The 17759-nt window shown below is 65.0% G+C and carries 16 protein-coding genes; 11 read left to right on the forward strand and 5 right to left on the reverse strand.

The window, feature by feature from the left end:
• The first annotated feature begins 132 nt into the window (after positions 1 to 132).
• From B7Y43_RS12155 to B7Y43_RS12165, 3 genes are read left to right on the forward strand one after another with little or no spacing between them, the layout of a single operon-like run.
• Positions 133 to 1245, forward strand: coding sequence for a multiubiquitin domain-containing protein (locus B7Y43_RS12155; RefSeq protein ID WP_374131920.1), 1113 nt, complete (start codon positions 133 to 135; stop codon positions 1243 to 1245).
• Complete coding sequence (locus tag B7Y43_RS12160) at positions 1242 to 2645, forward strand: ThiF family adenylyltransferase (RefSeq protein WP_374131921.1); 1404 nt, start codon at positions 1242 to 1244, stop codon at positions 2643 to 2645. The genes B7Y43_RS12155 and B7Y43_RS12160 overlap by 4 nt, the downstream gene beginning before the upstream one ends.
• Complete coding sequence (locus tag B7Y43_RS12165; RefSeq protein WP_374131922.1) at positions 2642 to 2974, forward strand: DUF6527 family protein; 333 nt, start codon at positions 2642 to 2644, stop codon at positions 2972 to 2974. Before B7Y43_RS12160 ends, B7Y43_RS12165 begins: the two co-directional genes overlap by 4 nt.
• Before the next feature lie 57 nt (positions 2975 to 3031).
• Here B7Y43_RS12165 and B7Y43_RS12170 read toward each other — a convergent pair whose 3' ends face one another.
• From B7Y43_RS12170 to B7Y43_RS12180, 3 genes are all read right to left on the reverse strand, one after another.
• Positions 3032 to 4108 (reverse strand): helix-turn-helix domain-containing protein, encoded by a 1077-nt coding sequence (locus tag B7Y43_RS12170; RefSeq protein ID WP_374131923.1) that lies wholly within the window; start codon positions 4106 to 4108, stop codon positions 3032 to 3034.
• Complete coding sequence (locus B7Y43_RS12175) at positions 4108 to 4737, reverse strand: hypothetical protein (RefSeq protein ID WP_374131924.1); 630 nt, start codon at positions 4735 to 4737, stop codon at positions 4108 to 4110. The genes B7Y43_RS12170 and B7Y43_RS12175 overlap by 1 nt, the downstream gene beginning before the upstream one ends.
• A gap of 286 nt (positions 4738 to 5023) precedes the next feature.
• Positions 5024 to 5740 (reverse strand): phosphoribosyltransferase family protein, encoded by a 717-nt coding sequence (locus tag B7Y43_RS12180; protein ID WP_374131925.1) that lies wholly within the window; start codon positions 5738 to 5740, stop codon positions 5024 to 5026.
• 344 nt (positions 5741 to 6084) lie between these two features.
• Between B7Y43_RS12180 and B7Y43_RS12185 the strand changes: the two genes are divergently transcribed.
• The 6 genes from B7Y43_RS12185 to B7Y43_RS12210 all read left to right on the forward strand — a co-directional run bounded on the left by B7Y43_RS12185 (position 6085) and on the right by B7Y43_RS12210 (position 13031).
• Entirely contained in the window at positions 6085 to 7299 is a 1215-nt protein-coding gene (locus B7Y43_RS12185; RefSeq protein WP_374131926.1) for a DUF932 domain-containing protein, read from the forward strand.
• Between the two features lie 147 nt (positions 7300 to 7446).
• A complete protein-coding gene (locus B7Y43_RS12190; protein WP_374131927.1) occupies positions 7447 to 9561 on the forward strand; it encodes a ParB/RepB/Spo0J family partition protein in 2115 nt (704 codons plus the stop codon).
• 241 nt (positions 9562 to 9802) lie between these two features.
• Positions 9803 to 10939, forward strand: coding sequence for a toprim domain-containing protein (locus B7Y43_RS12195; protein WP_374131928.1), 1137 nt, complete (start codon positions 9803 to 9805; stop codon positions 10937 to 10939).
• A gap of 228 nt (positions 10940 to 11167) precedes the next feature.
• Positions 11168 to 12100, forward strand: coding sequence for a DUF2493 domain-containing protein (locus tag B7Y43_RS12200; protein WP_374131929.1), 933 nt, complete (start codon positions 11168 to 11170; stop codon positions 12098 to 12100).
• 217 nt (positions 12101 to 12317) lie between these two features.
• A complete protein-coding gene (locus tag B7Y43_RS12205) occupies positions 12318 to 12479 on the forward strand; it encodes a hypothetical protein (protein ID WP_374131930.1) in 162 nt (53 codons plus the stop codon).
• A gap of 129 nt (positions 12480 to 12608) precedes the next feature.
• Positions 12609 to 13031 (forward strand): hypothetical protein, encoded by a 423-nt coding sequence (locus B7Y43_RS12210; RefSeq protein ID WP_374131931.1) that lies wholly within the window; start codon positions 12609 to 12611, stop codon positions 13029 to 13031.
• Here B7Y43_RS12210 and B7Y43_RS12215 read toward each other — a convergent pair.
• The gene (locus B7Y43_RS12215; RefSeq protein WP_374131932.1) at positions 13021 to 16332 is read right to left on the reverse strand and encodes a type ISP restriction/modification enzyme; all 3312 of its coding nucleotides are present in this window, start codon (positions 16330 to 16332) and stop codon (positions 13021 to 13023) included. The two genes, B7Y43_RS12210 and B7Y43_RS12215, sit on opposite strands and share 11 nt — an antisense overlap.
• Before the next feature lie 71 nt (positions 16333 to 16403).
• Here B7Y43_RS12215 and B7Y43_RS12220 point away from each other — a divergent pair, with 71 nt between their 5' ends.
• Both B7Y43_RS12220 and B7Y43_RS12225 read left to right on the forward strand, forming a co-directional pair.
• Positions 16404 to 16694: a hypothetical protein gene (locus tag B7Y43_RS12220; RefSeq protein WP_374131933.1), complete on the forward strand. Its 291-nt coding sequence runs from the start codon at positions 16404 to 16406 to the stop codon at positions 16692 to 16694.
• 423 nt (positions 16695 to 17117) lie between these two features.
• Entirely contained in the window at positions 17118 to 17441 is a 324-nt protein-coding gene (locus tag B7Y43_RS12225) for a DUF736 domain-containing protein (protein WP_374131934.1), read from the forward strand.
• 51 nt (positions 17442 to 17492) lie between these two features.
• Here the strand turns inward: B7Y43_RS12225 and B7Y43_RS12230 are convergent, their stop codons facing one another.
• Entirely contained in the window at positions 17493 to 17726 is a 234-nt protein-coding gene (locus B7Y43_RS12230) for a helix-turn-helix transcriptional regulator (protein ID WP_374131935.1), read from the reverse strand.
• Between the last annotated feature and the right edge of the window lie 33 nt (positions 17727 to 17759).

Consider the following 17759-nt stretch of genomic DNA (forward strand, 5'->3'; position numbering starts at 1 on the left):
ATCCGACACATGACTCCTAGCGCAATTTGCTAAGAACGTCAAGCGTTGCTAAGTTTATGCTTGACGAACTTAGCGTGCGTAGCAATATTAGCGACACCGGCAAGGGCGCCGGCACGCAACGGAGTTGTTCGAATGTCCCAGATTGCAGAAGCCGCGCTCCGCCGTGGCGAAGACCGTTACAGCATCGAAGTCGCCGATGCGTCGTTGACCTACCGTACCGTCCAGATCGACGACCTCACGCCTACCGGCTTGCAGCTGGCGCGCGCGGCGGGCTTCAAGCCCCCCGACGATGCTGTGGTGCTGCAGGTCGGTGCCGACGGGGCGCTCGACCTGGTCGAATCGGAAAAGCCGGTCGATCTGCGGCACCAGGACGGCCGCTTCGTGATCGTCGCTTCCGATCGGCTCTATTTCTTCAAGCTGAGCGGTAACCGGTTCGAATGGCCGTGCCGGGTGGTGACCGGCGGGCTGATCCGCAAGCTGGGCGCAGTGCCCCCGGACATGGCGATCTATCTCGAGCAGGTCGATCGGCCCGACCGTCGCATCCACGATCATGATCTCGTCGATCTCGACCCCGAAGGCACCGAATCCTTCATCGCCCGCAAGGCGGTATGGAAGCTCAATGTCCACGGCGTCGTGATCGATGTCGCCGAGTCGACCATCACGGTGCGCGACGCGATGGAGCAGGCCGGCTTCGACACGGCCAAGCCGTGGCACATGTTCTTCAAGGTGGTCGGCCAGCCCAAGCAGCCGGTCGAGCTCGATACTGTGCTCGATCTAGATACGCCGGGCATCGAAAAGCTCCGGCTGACTCCGAAGAATGTCGACAATGGTGAGGCGCCGCCGGCGCCTCACCGCGAATTCGCGCTGCTCGACGTCGACACAGCGTATCTCGACCGGCTCGGTCTGAGGTGGGAGACGATCGTCGAGGCGGACCGCCGGTGGCTGCTGATTCATGGCTACCGGGTGCCCACCGGCTATACCAAGACCCAGGTGCGCCTCGCGCTGGAGATCCCGCCCGCCTATCCTGGCGCTGCGATCTATGGCTTCTATGCCTATCCACCGCTCTCGCTCGCGTCGGGGCGCGAAATCCCGAGCACGCAGCTGCGCGGAACGCTGCTCGGCGTCGAGTTTCACGGCTGGTCGCGGCATCGCGGGCCGTCGGCACCCTGGGACGCGGCTACCGACAATGTCGTGACGCAGCTCGGGCTCGTCGAAGCCGCGCTGGCCAAGGAGGTCGGCGAATGATCCCCCGCTCGACGCTCTCGATCGCCGGCGTGCAGCACGGCAGGCTCCACGACCATCTCTTTCCCGGCGATGGCCGCGAGGCGGCCGCCATACTGCTGTGCGCGCCCACCCCGGGGCCGCGCTTCAAGCTCGTCGTGCGGGACGTCCTCCTAGTGCCGCATGCCGAATGCGCGCGGCGCGAGCGGGACGCTATCACCTGGCCCGGCATCTATCTCGAGCAGGCGATCGATCGCGGCGAGAGCGAAGCGCTCGCCATCGTCCTGCTCCATTCGCATCCCGGCGGCCTGTTCGCCTTTTCGGAGATCGACGACGCCAGCGACCGCGTCACCATCCCGGCCCTGTTCCAGGCTTATGGCGAGCAGCATGGATCGGCGATCATGACGCCGGACGGCGCGGTGCGGGCACGGCTCTACGCCTCCGACCTCGTGGCCGCGCCGGTCGATCTGGTCACTTGCGCGGGCGATGACATCGCGTTCTGGTGGGGCGACGCGGCCTTCTGCGCGGCGCCGATCGACAAGCCGGTGGCGTTCACCGGCGCCATGACCGCCGAGCTGGGTCGACTGCACGCCGTCGTGATCGGCGTGTCGGGGACCGGATCGATCCAGGCCGAGCAGGCCGCACGGCTCGGTTTCGGCCGGGTTACGCTCATCGATTTCGACCGCGTCGAGCACAAGAACTTGAACCGCATACTGAACACGACGATCGCGGACGCACAGGCCGCGCGCCTCAAGGTCGATGCGTTCGCTGATGCGGTTACCGCCTATCGCGGGTCGGGCGTGGCGCTCCCCTGCGCCGAGTCGATCAACACGCGCGATGCGGTGCTGGCCGCCGCGCAGGGCGACGTGCTGTTCTGCTGCGTCGACAGCCTCGATGCGCGCCATATCGCCGATCTGATCGCTGCGGCGTTCCTGCTGCCGCTGTTCGACGTCGGGGTGGTTATTCCGGTACGCAAGACCCTTCACGGGCTCGCGATCGCCGATGCGGTGGGCCGGATCGACTATGTCCAGCCCGGCGGCGCCACGCTCGGCGACCGGCAGGTCTATACGCCCGAGAGTCTGCGTGCCGAATATCTGCGCCGCGCGGCGCCTGCCGCGCACGCCCAGGAGCTGGATGCCGGCTACATCAAGGGCGCAGTCGAGGAGGCGCCGGCCGTGATCACGCTCAACATGCGCGCGGCGTCGGCCTGCATGACTGAGTTCATCGCCCGCGCCTATCCGTTTCGGCTGGAGCCAAATCGTGGATATGCCCGCACGATGTTCAGCCTGGCCGCCTGCGACGAGGATCATTTCCGAGAGGACAGCTTCGCCAAGGCGCGCAATCCCGCGTTCGCCCGCGGCGCGCGCGAGCCGCTGCTCGGGCTGCCCGCCCTTGCCAAGCCGAATACCGGGGGCACGACATGAACCTCCACCGCTGGTGGCGCAACACCAAGGAGCGCTGGCGCCCATGGCGGCGGCTTCAGGTAGCCAATGGCGATACGCTGCCGGCCAGGCTGCCGCGCCGCGATCTCGTCGTCGCCCGCGACGATGGCGAGGACTGGAGCGTCGGCATGCGCTGCCCGTGCGGATGCGGTGATACGATCGAGCTTATGCTGGTCGCCGAGGCCAAGCCTCGGTGGTCGCTGACCTTCGACCGGCGCGGCCGGCCCAGCCTGTCGCCCTCGGTGTGGCGCCGCACCGGCTGCCGGTCGCATTTCTGGGTTCGCGGCGGCCGCGTCGACTGGTGCGGCTAGGGTATTGCGCGATCGGCGTATCATTCCGGCGCTTGCTGATCCCCGAGGCAACTTCACTCAGACAAGGCGAATCCTCGCCGGCTCGTCGCCGGCTTCCGAAGATCGGCCCGTCAACTGAAACAGGATACCGTCGAGCTCGCTGGTCGGTACATGAATCTCCGCGGCGATATGGTCGCGCGTGATCCGCTCGCGCCACAGCGCCGTGAATATCTGCGGCCACAGCGCTGAGGATTCCCCCGGCAATCCCTCGGGCTCGCGGCGGCGATAGCCGCGGCTCGACATCTCGATGTTCAAGCTGCGGTTCTGCCAGTCGCTGACCACCCCGAGCTTGTGAAGCCGATATGCGAGCGCTGCGACCGATACGCCCCAGCGCTTCTTCGCCGGGATGAGGCTGTCGAGGTCCGAGACATAGCGAATCCGGCTGGTCACGTCGTCCGCGGGCATCAGCAGCGCGGATGCGAACCGGTCGGCCTCGCTCTCCGCCTGGCGGCTGTCTTGGGGCGCGCCATGCTTATGCATGACGAGATGCCCCAGTTCGTGCGCCGCATCGAAGCGGCTGCGCTCGGCCGACTTGAACGTGTTGAGGAACACGAACGGCTGATCGTCGCGCCAGCAGGAGAATGCATCGACATTGGCGGTGTCTTCGCACAGCGAGAAGACCCTGACGCCCTTGGACTCGAGCAGCTTGATCATGTTCGAGATCGGCAGCTGGCCAAGCCCCCAATGCGCGCGCACGATCTGCGCGGCAGACTCAGGCGTCGCATCGCCGCGCAGGTTCGGCACCTCGCTTCCCGGCAGGTTGAACCGCTCGGCGACCCAGTCGTGGAAAAGATAGGCGATCACGCCTGCGGATAGGGCGGCATCGCGCTCCTTCGCCGTCATCGATGACAGGCTGCGAAAGCTCGCCGCTTCGGCGGGCAGCTCGTCGACGTCTTCGGCGTAGAAGAATGCCTTCGGGAACGACAGCGCCTGCGCCAGCGCCTCGACGGTTTCGATCTCCGGTTCGTTCGCACCATTTTCCAGGCGCGAGATCGTGATGGGCGATACGCCCACCGCACCGGCCAGCGCACGCGCGGTCAGCTTGCGCCGCTTGCGGCCAAGGATCAGTCGTTGCGGATTGAACACTGCGGCCATCAATTCTTGCGGGAGACGTTCACCTCATAGTCGACCGGCGGCTCATCGTCGTCCGCCAGTGGATCGGGACCGTCCCACTCGCCCTTCTTCACGAGCAGGATGCGCTCGTGAAATCCATCGAACTGCTCGTCGTTGATCGCGATCGGGCACGACAGCTCGGCGCGCACATCATCGCCATCCGCATGGACGAACAACATCCAGGTCGCCGCCGTCAGTTCGGCGACTTCCTTTTCCTTCCGTTTCTTGTCCTCCGCAAAGAGCTCATATTGCCCAAGCTCGACCGCACGCGCCGAGCCGGCGCCCTTCCGGGATGTCGCGATGGGGTCATAGAGCGGATCACCCGCGCGATCGGCGTTCTGGAAGACGATCTTGATGCCGATCTTCGGGTTGTAGACCGATTCGATATTGTCGCGCCGGCAGATCTCCCAGCCGAGCGGCAGGAACACGCGGCGCAGATGCGCGGTGCCTTCGATCCAGGACAGGAGACCGCCTGCGCTCAAGGGATGATAGGACGTGGCATTGCGCCGACCGCCGACCGCAGCGCGGATAACGTCGAGGAGCGGCGCCTTGGTGACGCCCAGCTGCTCCAGCCGGGGCAGAACCTTGGAATCTTCAGCGACAACGGCCATCAAATTCGCCCCATGTTAAGTTTCCCGCTCTCATATGCGGCAACAAATCTTAACATACAAGCTCGAATCGAGCCGCAAAGCAAAAGGGGCACCGGTTGCCCAGTGCCCCTTAGAAACCGTCGGTCGGTACCCGATCTCCAGCTACTTGCCCTTACGGCTTGGCCGCTGGTGGCGCTGCCCGATCCTACACTTCCTTGTGAGAAGTGCCTCATATTTAAGGACCGCAAGGTGTACGTGCGGTCCGTGTAGAATGCGATATAGGCTTCGAACCCTAAAAGTCAATGAATCAACTCAGACGGCTCAGCAGCGTCATCGCACTAATGCCAGCCGCCCCGGCGGCAAGCAGCGCAGCTTGCGCCGCGACCAGACTGGTCCCCGATCCGACTATGTCGTCCACGAGCAGCACATGGCGACCGGCGCAAGCGGGCGCAAGGGCGTTCGCCGCGATCGGTGTGAAATAGGGCCGGACCCGGAGAGGCACTGACTTCATCTCGATGATCTCGTCACCGGGTGTCTCCTGCATCCTCGCCAGCTGGGAGGTATAGAAGCCGCGATCCCGCGACTTGACCTGGTCCGGTGCAGGTGCCTGAGCCAGAACCTGCGCGACGGTCGCCTTGTCGAGGCATTCGACAATTGGATAAGGACCGCCCGCGCGGGCAGCACGCTTGGCGACAATGCTCGCGACAGGCGAGCTCGAGGGGAGCGGCACGACGATATCGAACGCCAGCGTCGCCAGCGCAGCGGGCAGGATCTGTTGACCAGCCATCAGCAACTGCCGGACATCGGCGAGGGCGATCGTGTAGCCGAATTTGTCCTTGAGCGCGTAGATCAGGGGGTTGCCGTCGTTGTCGTCATGTTTCGCGCGGCGTCGGCGAAAGATACTGACGACCTCCAACGAGCCGTAGCGGGCCGTTGGAAAAGGCCGGGCCGGATCGGTCGCGACACGATGCTCATGCGTCGGATTATAGGAGACGACCTTCGCCGCATCGACATCAATTCCCATCGCGGCTGTCTACAACGCTGTGACCTACAGAGGCCATAGCGGCCATTCGATGATGAATGACCAATGACGCTTGAAGCGGACAGGCGATTCCTCTCAGCAGGAATCGGCCAAAGCTCCCAACCTTGCCACCTGAACGAGTGGCTATTTACAGTTGATCGCCGCTTGAAAGCGGACGGGCAGCTTTCCACCCAAAACGCCAGGGGGCTTTGCGGAAACGGGAGGCCCGGCCCCTCTGTCGCGATAGCTGGACGAATCATGAGAGACAGAGGAGGGCGGCGCCCGCCGTGACGGATGAGGAGGTCGAGAGAGAGTCTCCCGGCCAACCCGTCATGGAGATCAATCCCATGAACGCTACCAAAGTCCTGCCCGCTGCGCCCGGCGGCGGTGATCGCCTGCTGGCTTCCGGCGCCTACAAGGTCGATATCTCGCGCGGCGCGCGGATCGGCCGCGTCTCGTCCGAATGGTTCTCGCGGCCTGACGACGAGCGCTATCTGTCATTGAGCGCGCTCTACGAGGCGGTCCAGGCTCGCGCCGAGCGCGCCACCGCCCGCACCGTCGAAACCCGTCAGGTAAGGGTCGAGGCGAGTCGCGATGACGCCGAGCGCCTGGCACTGGTCCTCCCGGGGCGCGATGAACTGATAACACCCACCCATTGGTCGTTCGGTCAGATGGCCAGCCTGGTCGGCGCGCCAGCGGGCTATCTGCGGCAACTGCCCGCCGCGCTTGCCGGGATTAACCTGCAGCACGGTCTGCTCGCCCATCGCGGCGAACTCATCAAAACACTCGAGGCAGACGATGGCGGGATCGAACTGCGCGCGGTTACCGGCCCGGATTATGGCCGCATCTGGGATTACGAGTTGGTCGCCGCCGTCATGCGCATCGCCGGAGACGGCACCGGCGACACGCGTTGGAAAGTCCCGGGTCTCCTCGACTGGTCGACCATGACCCACAACCCGTTTGTCGAAGTGACCAAGGACACGACGACGCTCTATGCCAGTGACCGCGATGTCTTCCTGTTTCTGGTCGATGACGCCCACCCGATCGAGGCTGGCCGTCTGCCCAACGGCGATCCCGACCTCTATTTTCGCGGCTTCTACTGCTGGAACAGCGAGGTCGGCTCCAAAACACTCGGCATGGCGAGCTTCTATCTCCGGGCGGTCTGTATGAACCGCAACATCTGGGGCGCAGAAGGTTTTGAAGAAATCTCGATCCGCCATTCCAAATTCGCCGGCCACCGCTTCGCCCACCAGGCGACGCCCGCGCTGGAGCGGTTCGCGTCTTCATCACCAACGCCGTTCATGGCCGGCATTAAGGCGGCGCGTGAGGCGATCGTTGCGCGCAAGGACGAGGACCGGGAGGGATTCCTGCGCAAGAGGGGGTTCTCCAAGGCTGAGACCGACAAGATCATCGCCCGTGTGATGAACGAGGAAGGGCGACCACCGGAATCGGTGTTCGACTTCGTGCAGGGCATCACCGCCGTTGCCCGCGACAAGCCGCACCAGGACGCGCGGCTGGAGCTGGAGGGCAAAGCGGGGAAGCTACTCGCGAGCATCCGCTGATCCGGAAAGCCGTGGGGTCGGATTTCCGGCTTCACGGCTTTGCGCCAGTCCGGTTCTCCGGGTCAGAGAGGAAGAGGGCCGGAACGGCTTCGTGGCGGGTTGACGGTCGAGAGAGAGTCTCGCGGCCGCCCGTCATGGAGAATGACCATGGCTCAAGTGAAGAAGATCGTCCTGTCGTCGTCGCGGGACATTCCGTTCGACAAGCTGGTGATCAGCCAGTCGAACGTCCGCCGGATCAAGGCCGGCGTTTCGATCGAGGAACTTGCCGAAGACATCGCCCGGCGCACGCTGTTGCAGAGCATCACGGTGCGGCCCGTCGTCGATGCCGAAGGCGTCGAGACCGGCATGTTCGAGATCCCGGCCGGAGGCCGACGCTACCGCGCGCTCGAACTGCTGGTGAACCAGAAGCGTCTCGCCAAGACCGCGCCCATCCCGTGCGTGGTCCGGGAAGCAGGCATCGCCGAGGAAGACAGCCTCGCCGAAAACGTCCAGCGCGCGCCGCTCCATCCGCTTGACCAGTTCCGCGCCTTCCTTGCGCTGCGAGAGAAGGGCCAGTCGGAGGAGGAGATCGCCGCCGCGTTCTTCGTGCCGGTCGCGGTCGTCAAACAGCGGCTGCGTCTCGCGTCGGTGTCGCCCAAGCTGCTCGACGTCTATGCCGAAGACGGGATGACGCTGGAGCAGTTGATGGCGTTCACCGTCAACGCCGACCATGAGCGCCAGGAACAGGTGTTCGAGCGGCTCTGCCAGGCCTACGACAAGCAGCCCTACGCCATCCGCCGGATGCTGACCGAGGGCGCGGTGAAGGCAACCGACAAGCGCGCGCAGTTCGTCGGGATCGACGCCTATGTCGAGGCCGGCGGCACGATCTTGCGCGATCTGTTCGAAACCGATCACGGCGGCTGGCTCCAGGACGTCGGCCTACTCGACATGCTCGTGGCCGAAAGGTTGCGCGAGGATGCCGAGGCGATCCGTGCCGAGGGCTGGCGCTGGATCGAGGTCGCGCCCGACTTCGCCTATGGCCACACCTACGGCCTGCGGCGTTTGCGCGGCGAGGCAGCGCTCCTGACCGACGAGGAACGGGCAGCCCGAATCGCATTGCAAATGGAGCTCGACGAACTTGAGGCCGAATACGCCGAAGCCGACGAGCTTCCCGAGGAGGTCGATGGGCGGCTGGGCGAGCTCGAAACGGCGATTGCCGCCTTCGACGAGCGCCCCATCGTGTTCGACACCGCGGAGGTCGAACGGGCCGGCGCCTTCGTTAGCATCGACGGGTCCGGCGCGTTGCGGGTCGATCGCGGCTTTGTCCGCCCCGAGGACGAACTGCCGATCGAGCCGGAGCCCGAGATCGAAGGCGAGTACCGTGCAGTCACCATGGCGGCGCAGGGCGACGATGGCGGCAAGTCGCTGACGGCCGATGTGGAGACCCCCATTGAGCCGGAGGAAGACGAAGGGCTGAAGCCGATCCCGGATCGGCTGATGACCGAACTGACCGCGCATCGCACGCTGGCACTGCGGCACGCGGTCGGCGAGCATCCCGATATCGCCTTCCTCGCCGCGCTTCACGCTCTAACGCTGCGGGTGTTCTACCGCTATGCCCAGGACAGTTGCCTGGAGCTCGACCTGAAGAGCATCGGGTTCGCGGCACAGGCGCCTTGCTTGGCAGACGGGGCGCTCGCCGCCGCCTTCGATGCGCGTCATACCGCCTGGTCGAACGCGCTCCCCAAGGAACCGACCGAGCTGTGGGATGCACTGGTGGGGTTTGACGGTGACAGCCGTCAGGCGTTGTTCGCGCACTGCGTCTCGCTGTCGATCAACGCGGTCTACGAGCCCTACAACCGGCGGCCCCGCGCGCTCGCCCATGCCGACCGGCTTGCGGTCGCTACCGACCTCGACATGGTGGCCGCAGGCTGGACGCCCACGGTCGCGACCTATCTCGGCCGGGTGACCAAGGCGCGGATCCTCAGCGCAGTGCGGGAAGCCCGCGGCGAACGGGCGGCGGCGCGAATCGAACATCTCAAGAAGGTCGAGATGGCCGAGGAAGCGCAGACCCTGCTCGACGGCTCGGGCTGGCTCCCGGAACCGCTGCGTACGCAGGGCCGCGAATTGGCGATCACCGAGGTCGTCGCGGCCCCGACGGACGAGATGGCGGATGGCACGGGCACCGAGGCGACGGAGACCATCGATGCGCTCGGCGAGGACGACGAGACGGAAGCCGAAGCCGCGGACGAACCGTCGTTCGAGCACGCCATCGCCGCCGAGTGAGCGGCTGACCTCGCAGGGCGGTTTCGGCCGCCCCGCACATCGCCGCACCATCGTTCGCGGGCATCGCGCACTCGGCGGCGAACGACGGCAGATCGGCTATCGGGGACCCGGCCCCGAACAGGCATTCTGCGCATGTCGCGGACGTCGCCCCCGCGGTCGCGGCCAACTGACCGAACGCCTCCGCCACCCCTCAGGCCCGCCAGCGATGGCGGGCCTTTTTTCGTCTCGGAAGGATCAGAGCATGACCATCGCCGCCGATCTTTCCCGTCGGCTCGCCGATCAGGCCGAAGCGGTCTGTCGTTACTATCTCTCTAACGGTCGCCGCGAAGGTCGCTATTGGCTGGTCGGCGACATCGCCAACACCCCCGGCCGCAGCCTCTATGTCCGGTTGAAAGCGGGCGAGAGCGGCAAACCCGCCGGCAAATGGACCGATGCCGCCACGGGCGAGCATGGCGACCTGCTAGACCTGATCGCCGCCAATCAGCGCCTGTCGACGCTCCGGGACGCGCTCGCTGAAGCCCGCCGCTTCCTGGCGCTGCCGCAGCCGGAGCCGACGGACACCCACCGACGATCCTCGCCAGCGCCAACCGGATCTCCAGAAGCGGCACGACGGCTGTTCGCGATCTCGAAGCCAGTTTCGGGCACGATCGCAGAATCGTATTTACGGACACGCGGCATTACGGATTTAGGGAAATGCACGTCGCTGCGGTCTCATCCGCGCTGCTGGTATCGTGGTGACAAGGACGATCCGCACAACCACGAACGCGACGCCTGGCCCGCGCTCATCGCCGCCGTCACCGACCTCCAAGGATCGATCACCGGCGTCCACCGGACCTGGCTGGACCCGTCGGGCTACGACAAGGCGCCCGTGGCGACCCCTCGACGGGCGATGGGCCACCTTCTCGGTAATGCCGTGCGGATCGGCTCCGCACACGACGTGCTTGCAGCCGGCGAAGGGCTTGAGACCATGCTGTCGCTCCGACAGGCACTGCCGAACCTGCCGATGGCGGCGGCTCTTTCCGCCAACCACCTCGCCGCCCTGATTCTGCCGACGGGTCTGCGTCGCCTCTATGTCGCCCGCGACGACGATGCCGCGGGCCACCGTGCAACGGCCGAACTGATCGACCGCGCCATGACGCTTGGGATCGACGCGATGCCGCTAGATTCCCTGATGGGTGACTTCAACGACGATCTACGGCAGCTGGGATTCCCCGCTCTCATAGACGGCTTGCGGCGGCAACTCGCGCCAGGAGACTTTGCGAGGCTGTGCTCGAATCAAGGTGGCGGAGATAACCGAAGCGCAGCGGTTTCGAGGCGGCGAGCCAAGCCCGATCAAGAATTGCCCGCCACCGTCCGGCAGGCGTCCACGGCCTTCTGAGAGGGCGATCGGACCGGAGCCGGGCCGGGCCGACAACGGCTGCGGCGCGCTATTTTCCGCCGGGCCTGAGGCCCTTTGCATCGCGATCCAAAATAGCGCGCCTTCGCCGTCCTTTGCTGCGCTGCGGCCGCTCGTGGCTTCGCCTCGGCGGTGCAGGCTCGGTCCGCCCCCGCTCTTCGTCGCCTGCGAAGGCCGCGATGGGCGCGGCCGACCAGCAAGGCGAGCATCATGACGATCGATTCCCAGGCCACCGACTTCGAACCCGAGCACAGCGCGTCGCCGACCGCGCATCTGCTCGATGAACTCCAGCTCTACGGTCACCGACCCTTTAGCGACGAACCCGACCCGCGCCCGCTCCCCGAGGCGCACTTGGTGCAAACCGCGATCGGCGATGTCTTCGATGCCATTGCCAGCATCTTTGAGGACAGCCGACTCGAGCCTGATCTCGACGCTCTGCTCTGGTCAACCGTCAACATCTTCCACCGCGCGACCGACCGCATCGAGCGCGAACTCGACGACAACGAGCAGGCGCAGAAGCGCAGTCAGCGCGAACAGGACGGGTCCGAGGTCAAGTCGGTCGAGCTCGAACGACTGCTTGCCGAAGGGCTGACCCTGATCGAACGGCGCAACGCCTTCGAATTCATGCGCGATCAGGCCGCCGAACGCTTCGAAGATCATCTCCGCGCCCCCTGGCGTCCCCGGTCAGGATCGATGGTTAATCGCAAGGCCCTGACTTCGGCGATGATCGATAGCCGCGATTTCCTCGCTACCCGCAGGCGCGCAGAGCGGGAAGTGCTGCTGCCGACAGGCCCAAAGATTGCATTGACCGGAGGCTACGACTTCCAGGATCATCAAGCGGTCTGGACCGCGCTCGACCGCGTCCACGCGAAACATCCTGATATGGTTCTTATCCATGGTGGATCGCCCAAGGGTGCCGAGCATATCGCCTCGCTTTGGGCCCGCGAGCGCAAGATCGCACAAGTGGCATTCAAGCCCGACTTCAACCGGTTCAAGAACGCCGCCCCGTTCCGGCGCAACGATCAGATGCTCGAAATCCTGCCGATCGGGGTCATCGTCTTCCCCGGCAACGGCATCAACGACAACCTGGCGGACAAGGCCCGCAAGATGGGCATTCCGTTGTTCGATTTCAGGCAACGCTGACGGCGGGTGGTCCTGCCCGTCGGGGACCATTCCCGCTTTCCTGTCGCAATCGTTGGTCCAGTTCCCGGCCTCAAGCGGTCAACCCGTAAAGGGTCCGCTAAGCGATGCTTGCGGCCGCGACGGCTGCGCCTTGGCGCGGTGACCGCGTCCGGGCCCCGGACACTTCGGGCGCCTGTCAAGCGGGGATGGTCCCCGCCGGTTGGCAGGAGTTCCGCAGATGTCGCTCATAACCGCCCAATGGTCCGCCTGGATGCTCGCCCGTAGCCTGATGGTATCGGTGATCCTGTTTCGCACTGGCACCGCTTATGGCGTGATGCCGCTGAACGAGTTCGATGGCGATGCCGAGCTGATCGTTCGCGAATATGATCCGTGGAGCTGAATTTGCGGTAACCCGCTGTACGGCAATGAAAACCGTGCTCCCGGACACACGGCTTTGCTGCTATACGGGAGTACGCGCCGTGGTGGTGGTGGAGGCGCGACCGTTCGAACCCGTAGCGGAGCCACCGCCATGATCATTCTTGGTATTTTCGCCTGTATCCTCGGCGTCGGCGCATTGTGCTGGTTGCTGTTCAATCTCGCCGTGTTCGCGCTACCGCTATTTGCGGGCGTAGCCACGGGGCTGGCCGCAATGCGGTCAGGCATCGGCCCGGTCGGCGCCATCCTGATCGGCCTCGCGACCGGCGTTCTGGTCCTGATCGCCGGGCAAGCGATCTTCACCTTCTCGCGCGCGCCGATCGTGCGCGGGGCAGTCGCGGCTTTATTCACAGTGCCCGCCGCCTTTGCCGGGTATCACGCGACCCACGGCATCGCAGCGCTGACAATCGGCGGTAGCATCGCCCCGGTGCTCGTGGCGACCGCAGGAGCTGTCGCCATCGGTGCAACCGCCTTGACGCGCATGGTGTTGCCGGTAGCGCGACCGGTCAGGTCGTGACGCGGGCGCTGGGAATCAGCGGACCCTCGCAAATCCGCGCCAGCAGATCGGCCTGCTTCGGCTCCAGCACGACGAGCAGGGTCAGCACGTTCAGGACGTTGATCAGTTCGGCGGTATATTCGGGCAGCCAGTGATCGGGCTGAATATCGCCGAGCGGCGAGGGCGGGCGCTTGTCGCCGATCTGCGGGCGTTCGCGGTCGCGCTTGCGATAGCTGAACCATTGCCGCAGCACGTTCTTGCCCGACACTTCATAGACCCAGACGGCGGGCGAGACATTGTCGATGTAGCCGGTGCCGACCAGTAGCCGTTGCTTCGCCGCATCGTAATCGAGACTGTCGGGGAAGCCGTCCGGCGTTGAGGGAATGCGGCCCTCTTTCGGATTAGTCGGTGGATTGACCGCGACGCGCGGCGCGCCAGCGGGGCGGCCCTCGGCGAAGCGCTCACCAAAGCTATGCAGCCAGATGACTTCGCGCCCGATCGCGGCGGCCTCGGCGAACAGCGCGGCGTCTGCGGTGAGCGGCACGCGCAGGCCGGGGCGGATAAGATCGTCGCGGAAGCGATCGACATAGGCCGGATGCGCAAGCAATGCGGCGACATAGGCGAACACATCGACCGGATTGACGGTGCCGCCATAGACCTTGGCGAGCTCGGCAAGAACATCGGCGGAGATGTTCGGATCGGTCGCGGCGGCATCTTTCCAGAGCGCGAACACCCGCCCGCCGAATGAACCCCGATAATGATCGAGATCGGGAATGTTTGATGTAATAGTGATCGAAGGGCCGCCCTTTGGCGCCGTCCGGTTCAGCCCGGTCAAATACACCTGATGCTTGCTGAACGCGCTCCAAAGCCCCGGGTTCGGCTGATTGATGACACGGCTGTCCGGGATGATCCACTGGCGGTCAAACGAGCGGAAGCCATAGCGCAGTGGCTTTGGTCGTTCGACTGCGCGCCTCGCAGCTTGCGCAATTTTGGGATCCTTGTTGTCGGTGTTCGCCAGCCCAAACTCGATCGACTCAATAGGGGCCTGAGCGCCGTCCAAGCCATGACCGGCTTTTGCGATATGCTTGTCGCCTGGCTTGCCGCCCCGCATATGGGGGTGAAACAACGATGCGCGCTGATCTTTTGAGGGCTCGCCAACCAGCTTCGCCCAGCGATCTTCCAGCGATTTGGCATCTGGGGCGATAATCCAGGTCCGCCCCGGCATCACGCCCGATCCGCAATCGCCAATCATCGCGTCCAGCGGCACGTAATCGCCCCACCCACCGCCGAAATCGGGCAGGAAAGGCGCGCGCCAATCGCTCGCGCCGTCGCGCCAGCCCGCGCTGTCGAGGCTGATCGCGGCCAGCTCGTCGAACTTCGCCTCGCGCCGTCCCTTGGCAAGCGCGCGAAACCGAACCCGTGCTGGAACCGCGGGATCATTGGCCGGCGACCGCGAGGCAAGCACGATGCACACCGGATGCTGCACGCCCTGAAAGATGCGCGTCGCGACCTCCGGCTGGTGCCCCTCGGGCGAACAATCGATCACCCAGATTTCGTCGCAGTCGCGGCGCAGGTCGCTGCGCATCTTCTGAAATCCGGGGCCGTTCAGGAAGCCCGATACGGTGATGTAGCAGACCATGCCCGACAGATGTTCGGCGACCGGCGGGGTCAGCTCGCGCCCGCCGCCGCCCTGTTCGAACACTTTCCACGCCGCCCAGCGCCAGAAATAGACATAGAGGTTGCGCAGATGCTTGGCGTGCGCGCCGACCTTCCAAGCGGCGGGCGGCTGCCAGTCGCGCAAGGGCGCATCCTTGCCGTCCTTGAAACGGCCATTCTCGACCCAGCTGCCCTTGCCCTTAGCCTTTTCCTTATAGGGTGGATTGCCGATAACGACGGTAATCGGCTGGCGGCGCTTGATCTCGTTGGCTTCGGCCTGAAGCTTGGAGAGAATGCCATAGATGCCCGGTGCGCGCTCGAAGGCCGCGTCCGGGTCGCTCAGCGTATCGGTGACGAACAGGCCGGGGCTGCCGTCCGCCTCCAGTTCGATCATTTCGGCGAGCAGCCGCAGCTGCGCGACGGCAAACGCACCGAACTGCAACTCAAAACCGTAAAGCCGCTTTGCCGCTTCGGTGATTGCCCCCGCAACCGCGCCGCCGCCCTGGTCCTGCTCGACCCGCGCTGCGATCGCGCGCAGAATCGCCAGCAGGAAGGTGCCGGAGCCGGTCGCTGGATCGGCGATATGCACCTGATCGCCCGCCAGCCCCTGCGCCACCCCGAACCGGGCCGACGATCGCAGCGCCTCGTCACACAGCCGCACCATCGTCTGCACGACGGCGGGCGGGGTGTAATAAGACCCGGTCTGCTTGCGCAGCCGACGGTCATAAATGTCGAGGAAATCCTCGTAGAAATAGAGCCATGCCTCGGGATCGCCCTTGGCGATCTGGTCCCAATCGACGACATCGAGCACCCGCACCATCGTGTCGAGCGACGGCCCGAGCGACAATTCCTGCTCGGTCAGCAGCCGGAGTGCCGTGCCGATCAGTGTGTTGGTGCGACCAAGATCGCGCGCGACCTGATCGAGCCCGCCGACGAGCGACAGCTTGCGCGACTTCGCCATCAACAGGCCGAAGGTCACTGCCTGCGCATAGCCGTCGGCAAAGCGCGCGTCGTCGGCGTCAGGGAATAGCAACGCCTTCCAGTCTTCCTTCAGATCGGCGAGCTTCGCATTCTTGATGCCCAGCTGCTCGACGACTTCGTCGCGCAGATACCGGCACAGCCGCGCGGCGACCGCCGCCAGTTCCTTCGCGCCGCGCGGCGGGATCGGTTGCCAACTCAGGAAATCGGCGATCAGTGGCAACAACGTTGCTGGCGCGCCGAGTTTGGCCCCCGATGTCTCGATATCGCCGTCGAACTTCGCGATCTCACCAACCAGATGGCCATTGCGCCACAGCGACAGCGCATTGCCGTCGGTGTAGAGCAGATTGGGCAGCGCCTTCAGCTTGTCCCATTGCTCCTTGTCGTGCTTGTCCTTGAACTTGCGCGGATCGGCACCTTTGCCCGGTGCCTTGACCTCGATGAAACCGATCAGTGCCTTGTTGAACTGGACGGCGAAATCCGGCCGCGTCCGCAACTCGGCAAGCGACTGTTCGCCGATCAGCGTCACCGCGCCGCTCGCATGGCCGCAAGCGGTGGACAAACCGGCGAACAATTGTTCGATCGGATTGCGCAGCTGATCCTCGGGCTGTCCGCCCTGATTGAGCTTCGCCTTTGCTGACGCGCCAAACTCGCCCACAGCTTTTTTGACCTGGTCGGCTTGCGTCATCCACCCCCTCCGTTACTGTTACCCTGCACGAGGGCGCTTGCCCCGGCAACAGGTGGATTGCGCAGCGGCATATGGACGATCTGTTTGATTCCGGACCGAAACAACTAGGTTTCGACATGGGCGACAGCACGCCGATGCGGGCGCTGGAACCCGACCGGGATGTGATCCGGGCGGAGCTCGACGAGATTCTCGCCACGGCGCAGGCCGCGACCGATACACTACCGTGGGACGAACGCACCTTCCGGTATCACAAGGTTGTCTTCCCACAGATGGCGCGGTGGCTACCCGATGATCAGCGCGACCAGCTCTGTTTCGACTTCGCGCGCGAGGTCGAACGGCTCGAGCAGCTGCTCGCCGCGTAGCGCGACACCGCGATACCATTGCGCGAAGTCCGCCTGCTTGGGACGGTGCGCTCTCCCGACCTTGCCGATTGCACGACGGGGTAGCCGACGCTTCGCCGGTCCTGCGCTCGCAATTGAATTCTCCTCCTACGTGATGCCAGGCCTTCTCCTGCTGGTGCCGGCACCCGTGCCCAATGCGGTCTCTGTGATGGCCTGATCTGGCCGAAGGTCGGCTTCGCCTCGACCGCCTTAGCCGCAACGCCGGTCGGCGCGACTTTCTTCCCCTGCGTGGAACCACGCATTCCTCGCGGATCAAGAAAGTCTTCCGACCGGCATCCTTCGCTGCGCTGCGGTCCGAGGGATGCGGCGGCGTCGCCTCCGGCCGTTCGATCGCCACCGAGACCGCGATGGGCGCGGTGCTCGAGACACCCAAGGAGACTTACCATGGCAACCATCGGCACCTTCAAGAAGTCGGGCAACGAATACACCGGCGACATCGTGACCCTCGGCGTTCAGGCAAAGGGCGTCCGGATCGTCCCAGACACCAACCGCTCCGGCGACAACGCGCCCAGCCACCGCGTCTATGTCGGCCGTGCCGAGATCGGCGCCGCCTGGAGCAAGACCTCGAACGAAGGTCGCGACTATCTCGGCCTCAAGCTGGATGATCCGAGCTTCACCGCCCCGATCTACGCCAACCTGTTCGACGATGAGGGCGAGGACACCTTCAGCCTCATCTGGTCGCGGCCAGCCAAGCGCAACGGCGACTGAGCCGATCAATGCCCCGCCCGGCGCAATCCGGGCGGGGTTTTCGATTGTTCGTTATGGCGTGGTCGTCTCGGTGCCGAACCGTACCAGTCCCTCCGGCGGCGTGCGGAGCAATTCGGCTGCCTCGATCCCGAGCACCTTTGCTATCCGGTCAATCACATCGACGCTCGCCGCATAGACGCAACGCTCCAGCGAGCTGACATAGGTCCTGTCGATGTCGGCGCGATGCGCCAGTTCCTCTTGCGACAGGTCCTGCGCCAACCGATACGCCTTCAGATTGTGCGCCAAGACCTCGCGAATATCCATCCACGAGACAGCACC

The organism is Sphingomonas sp. 28-62-20, assembly GCF_002281505.1.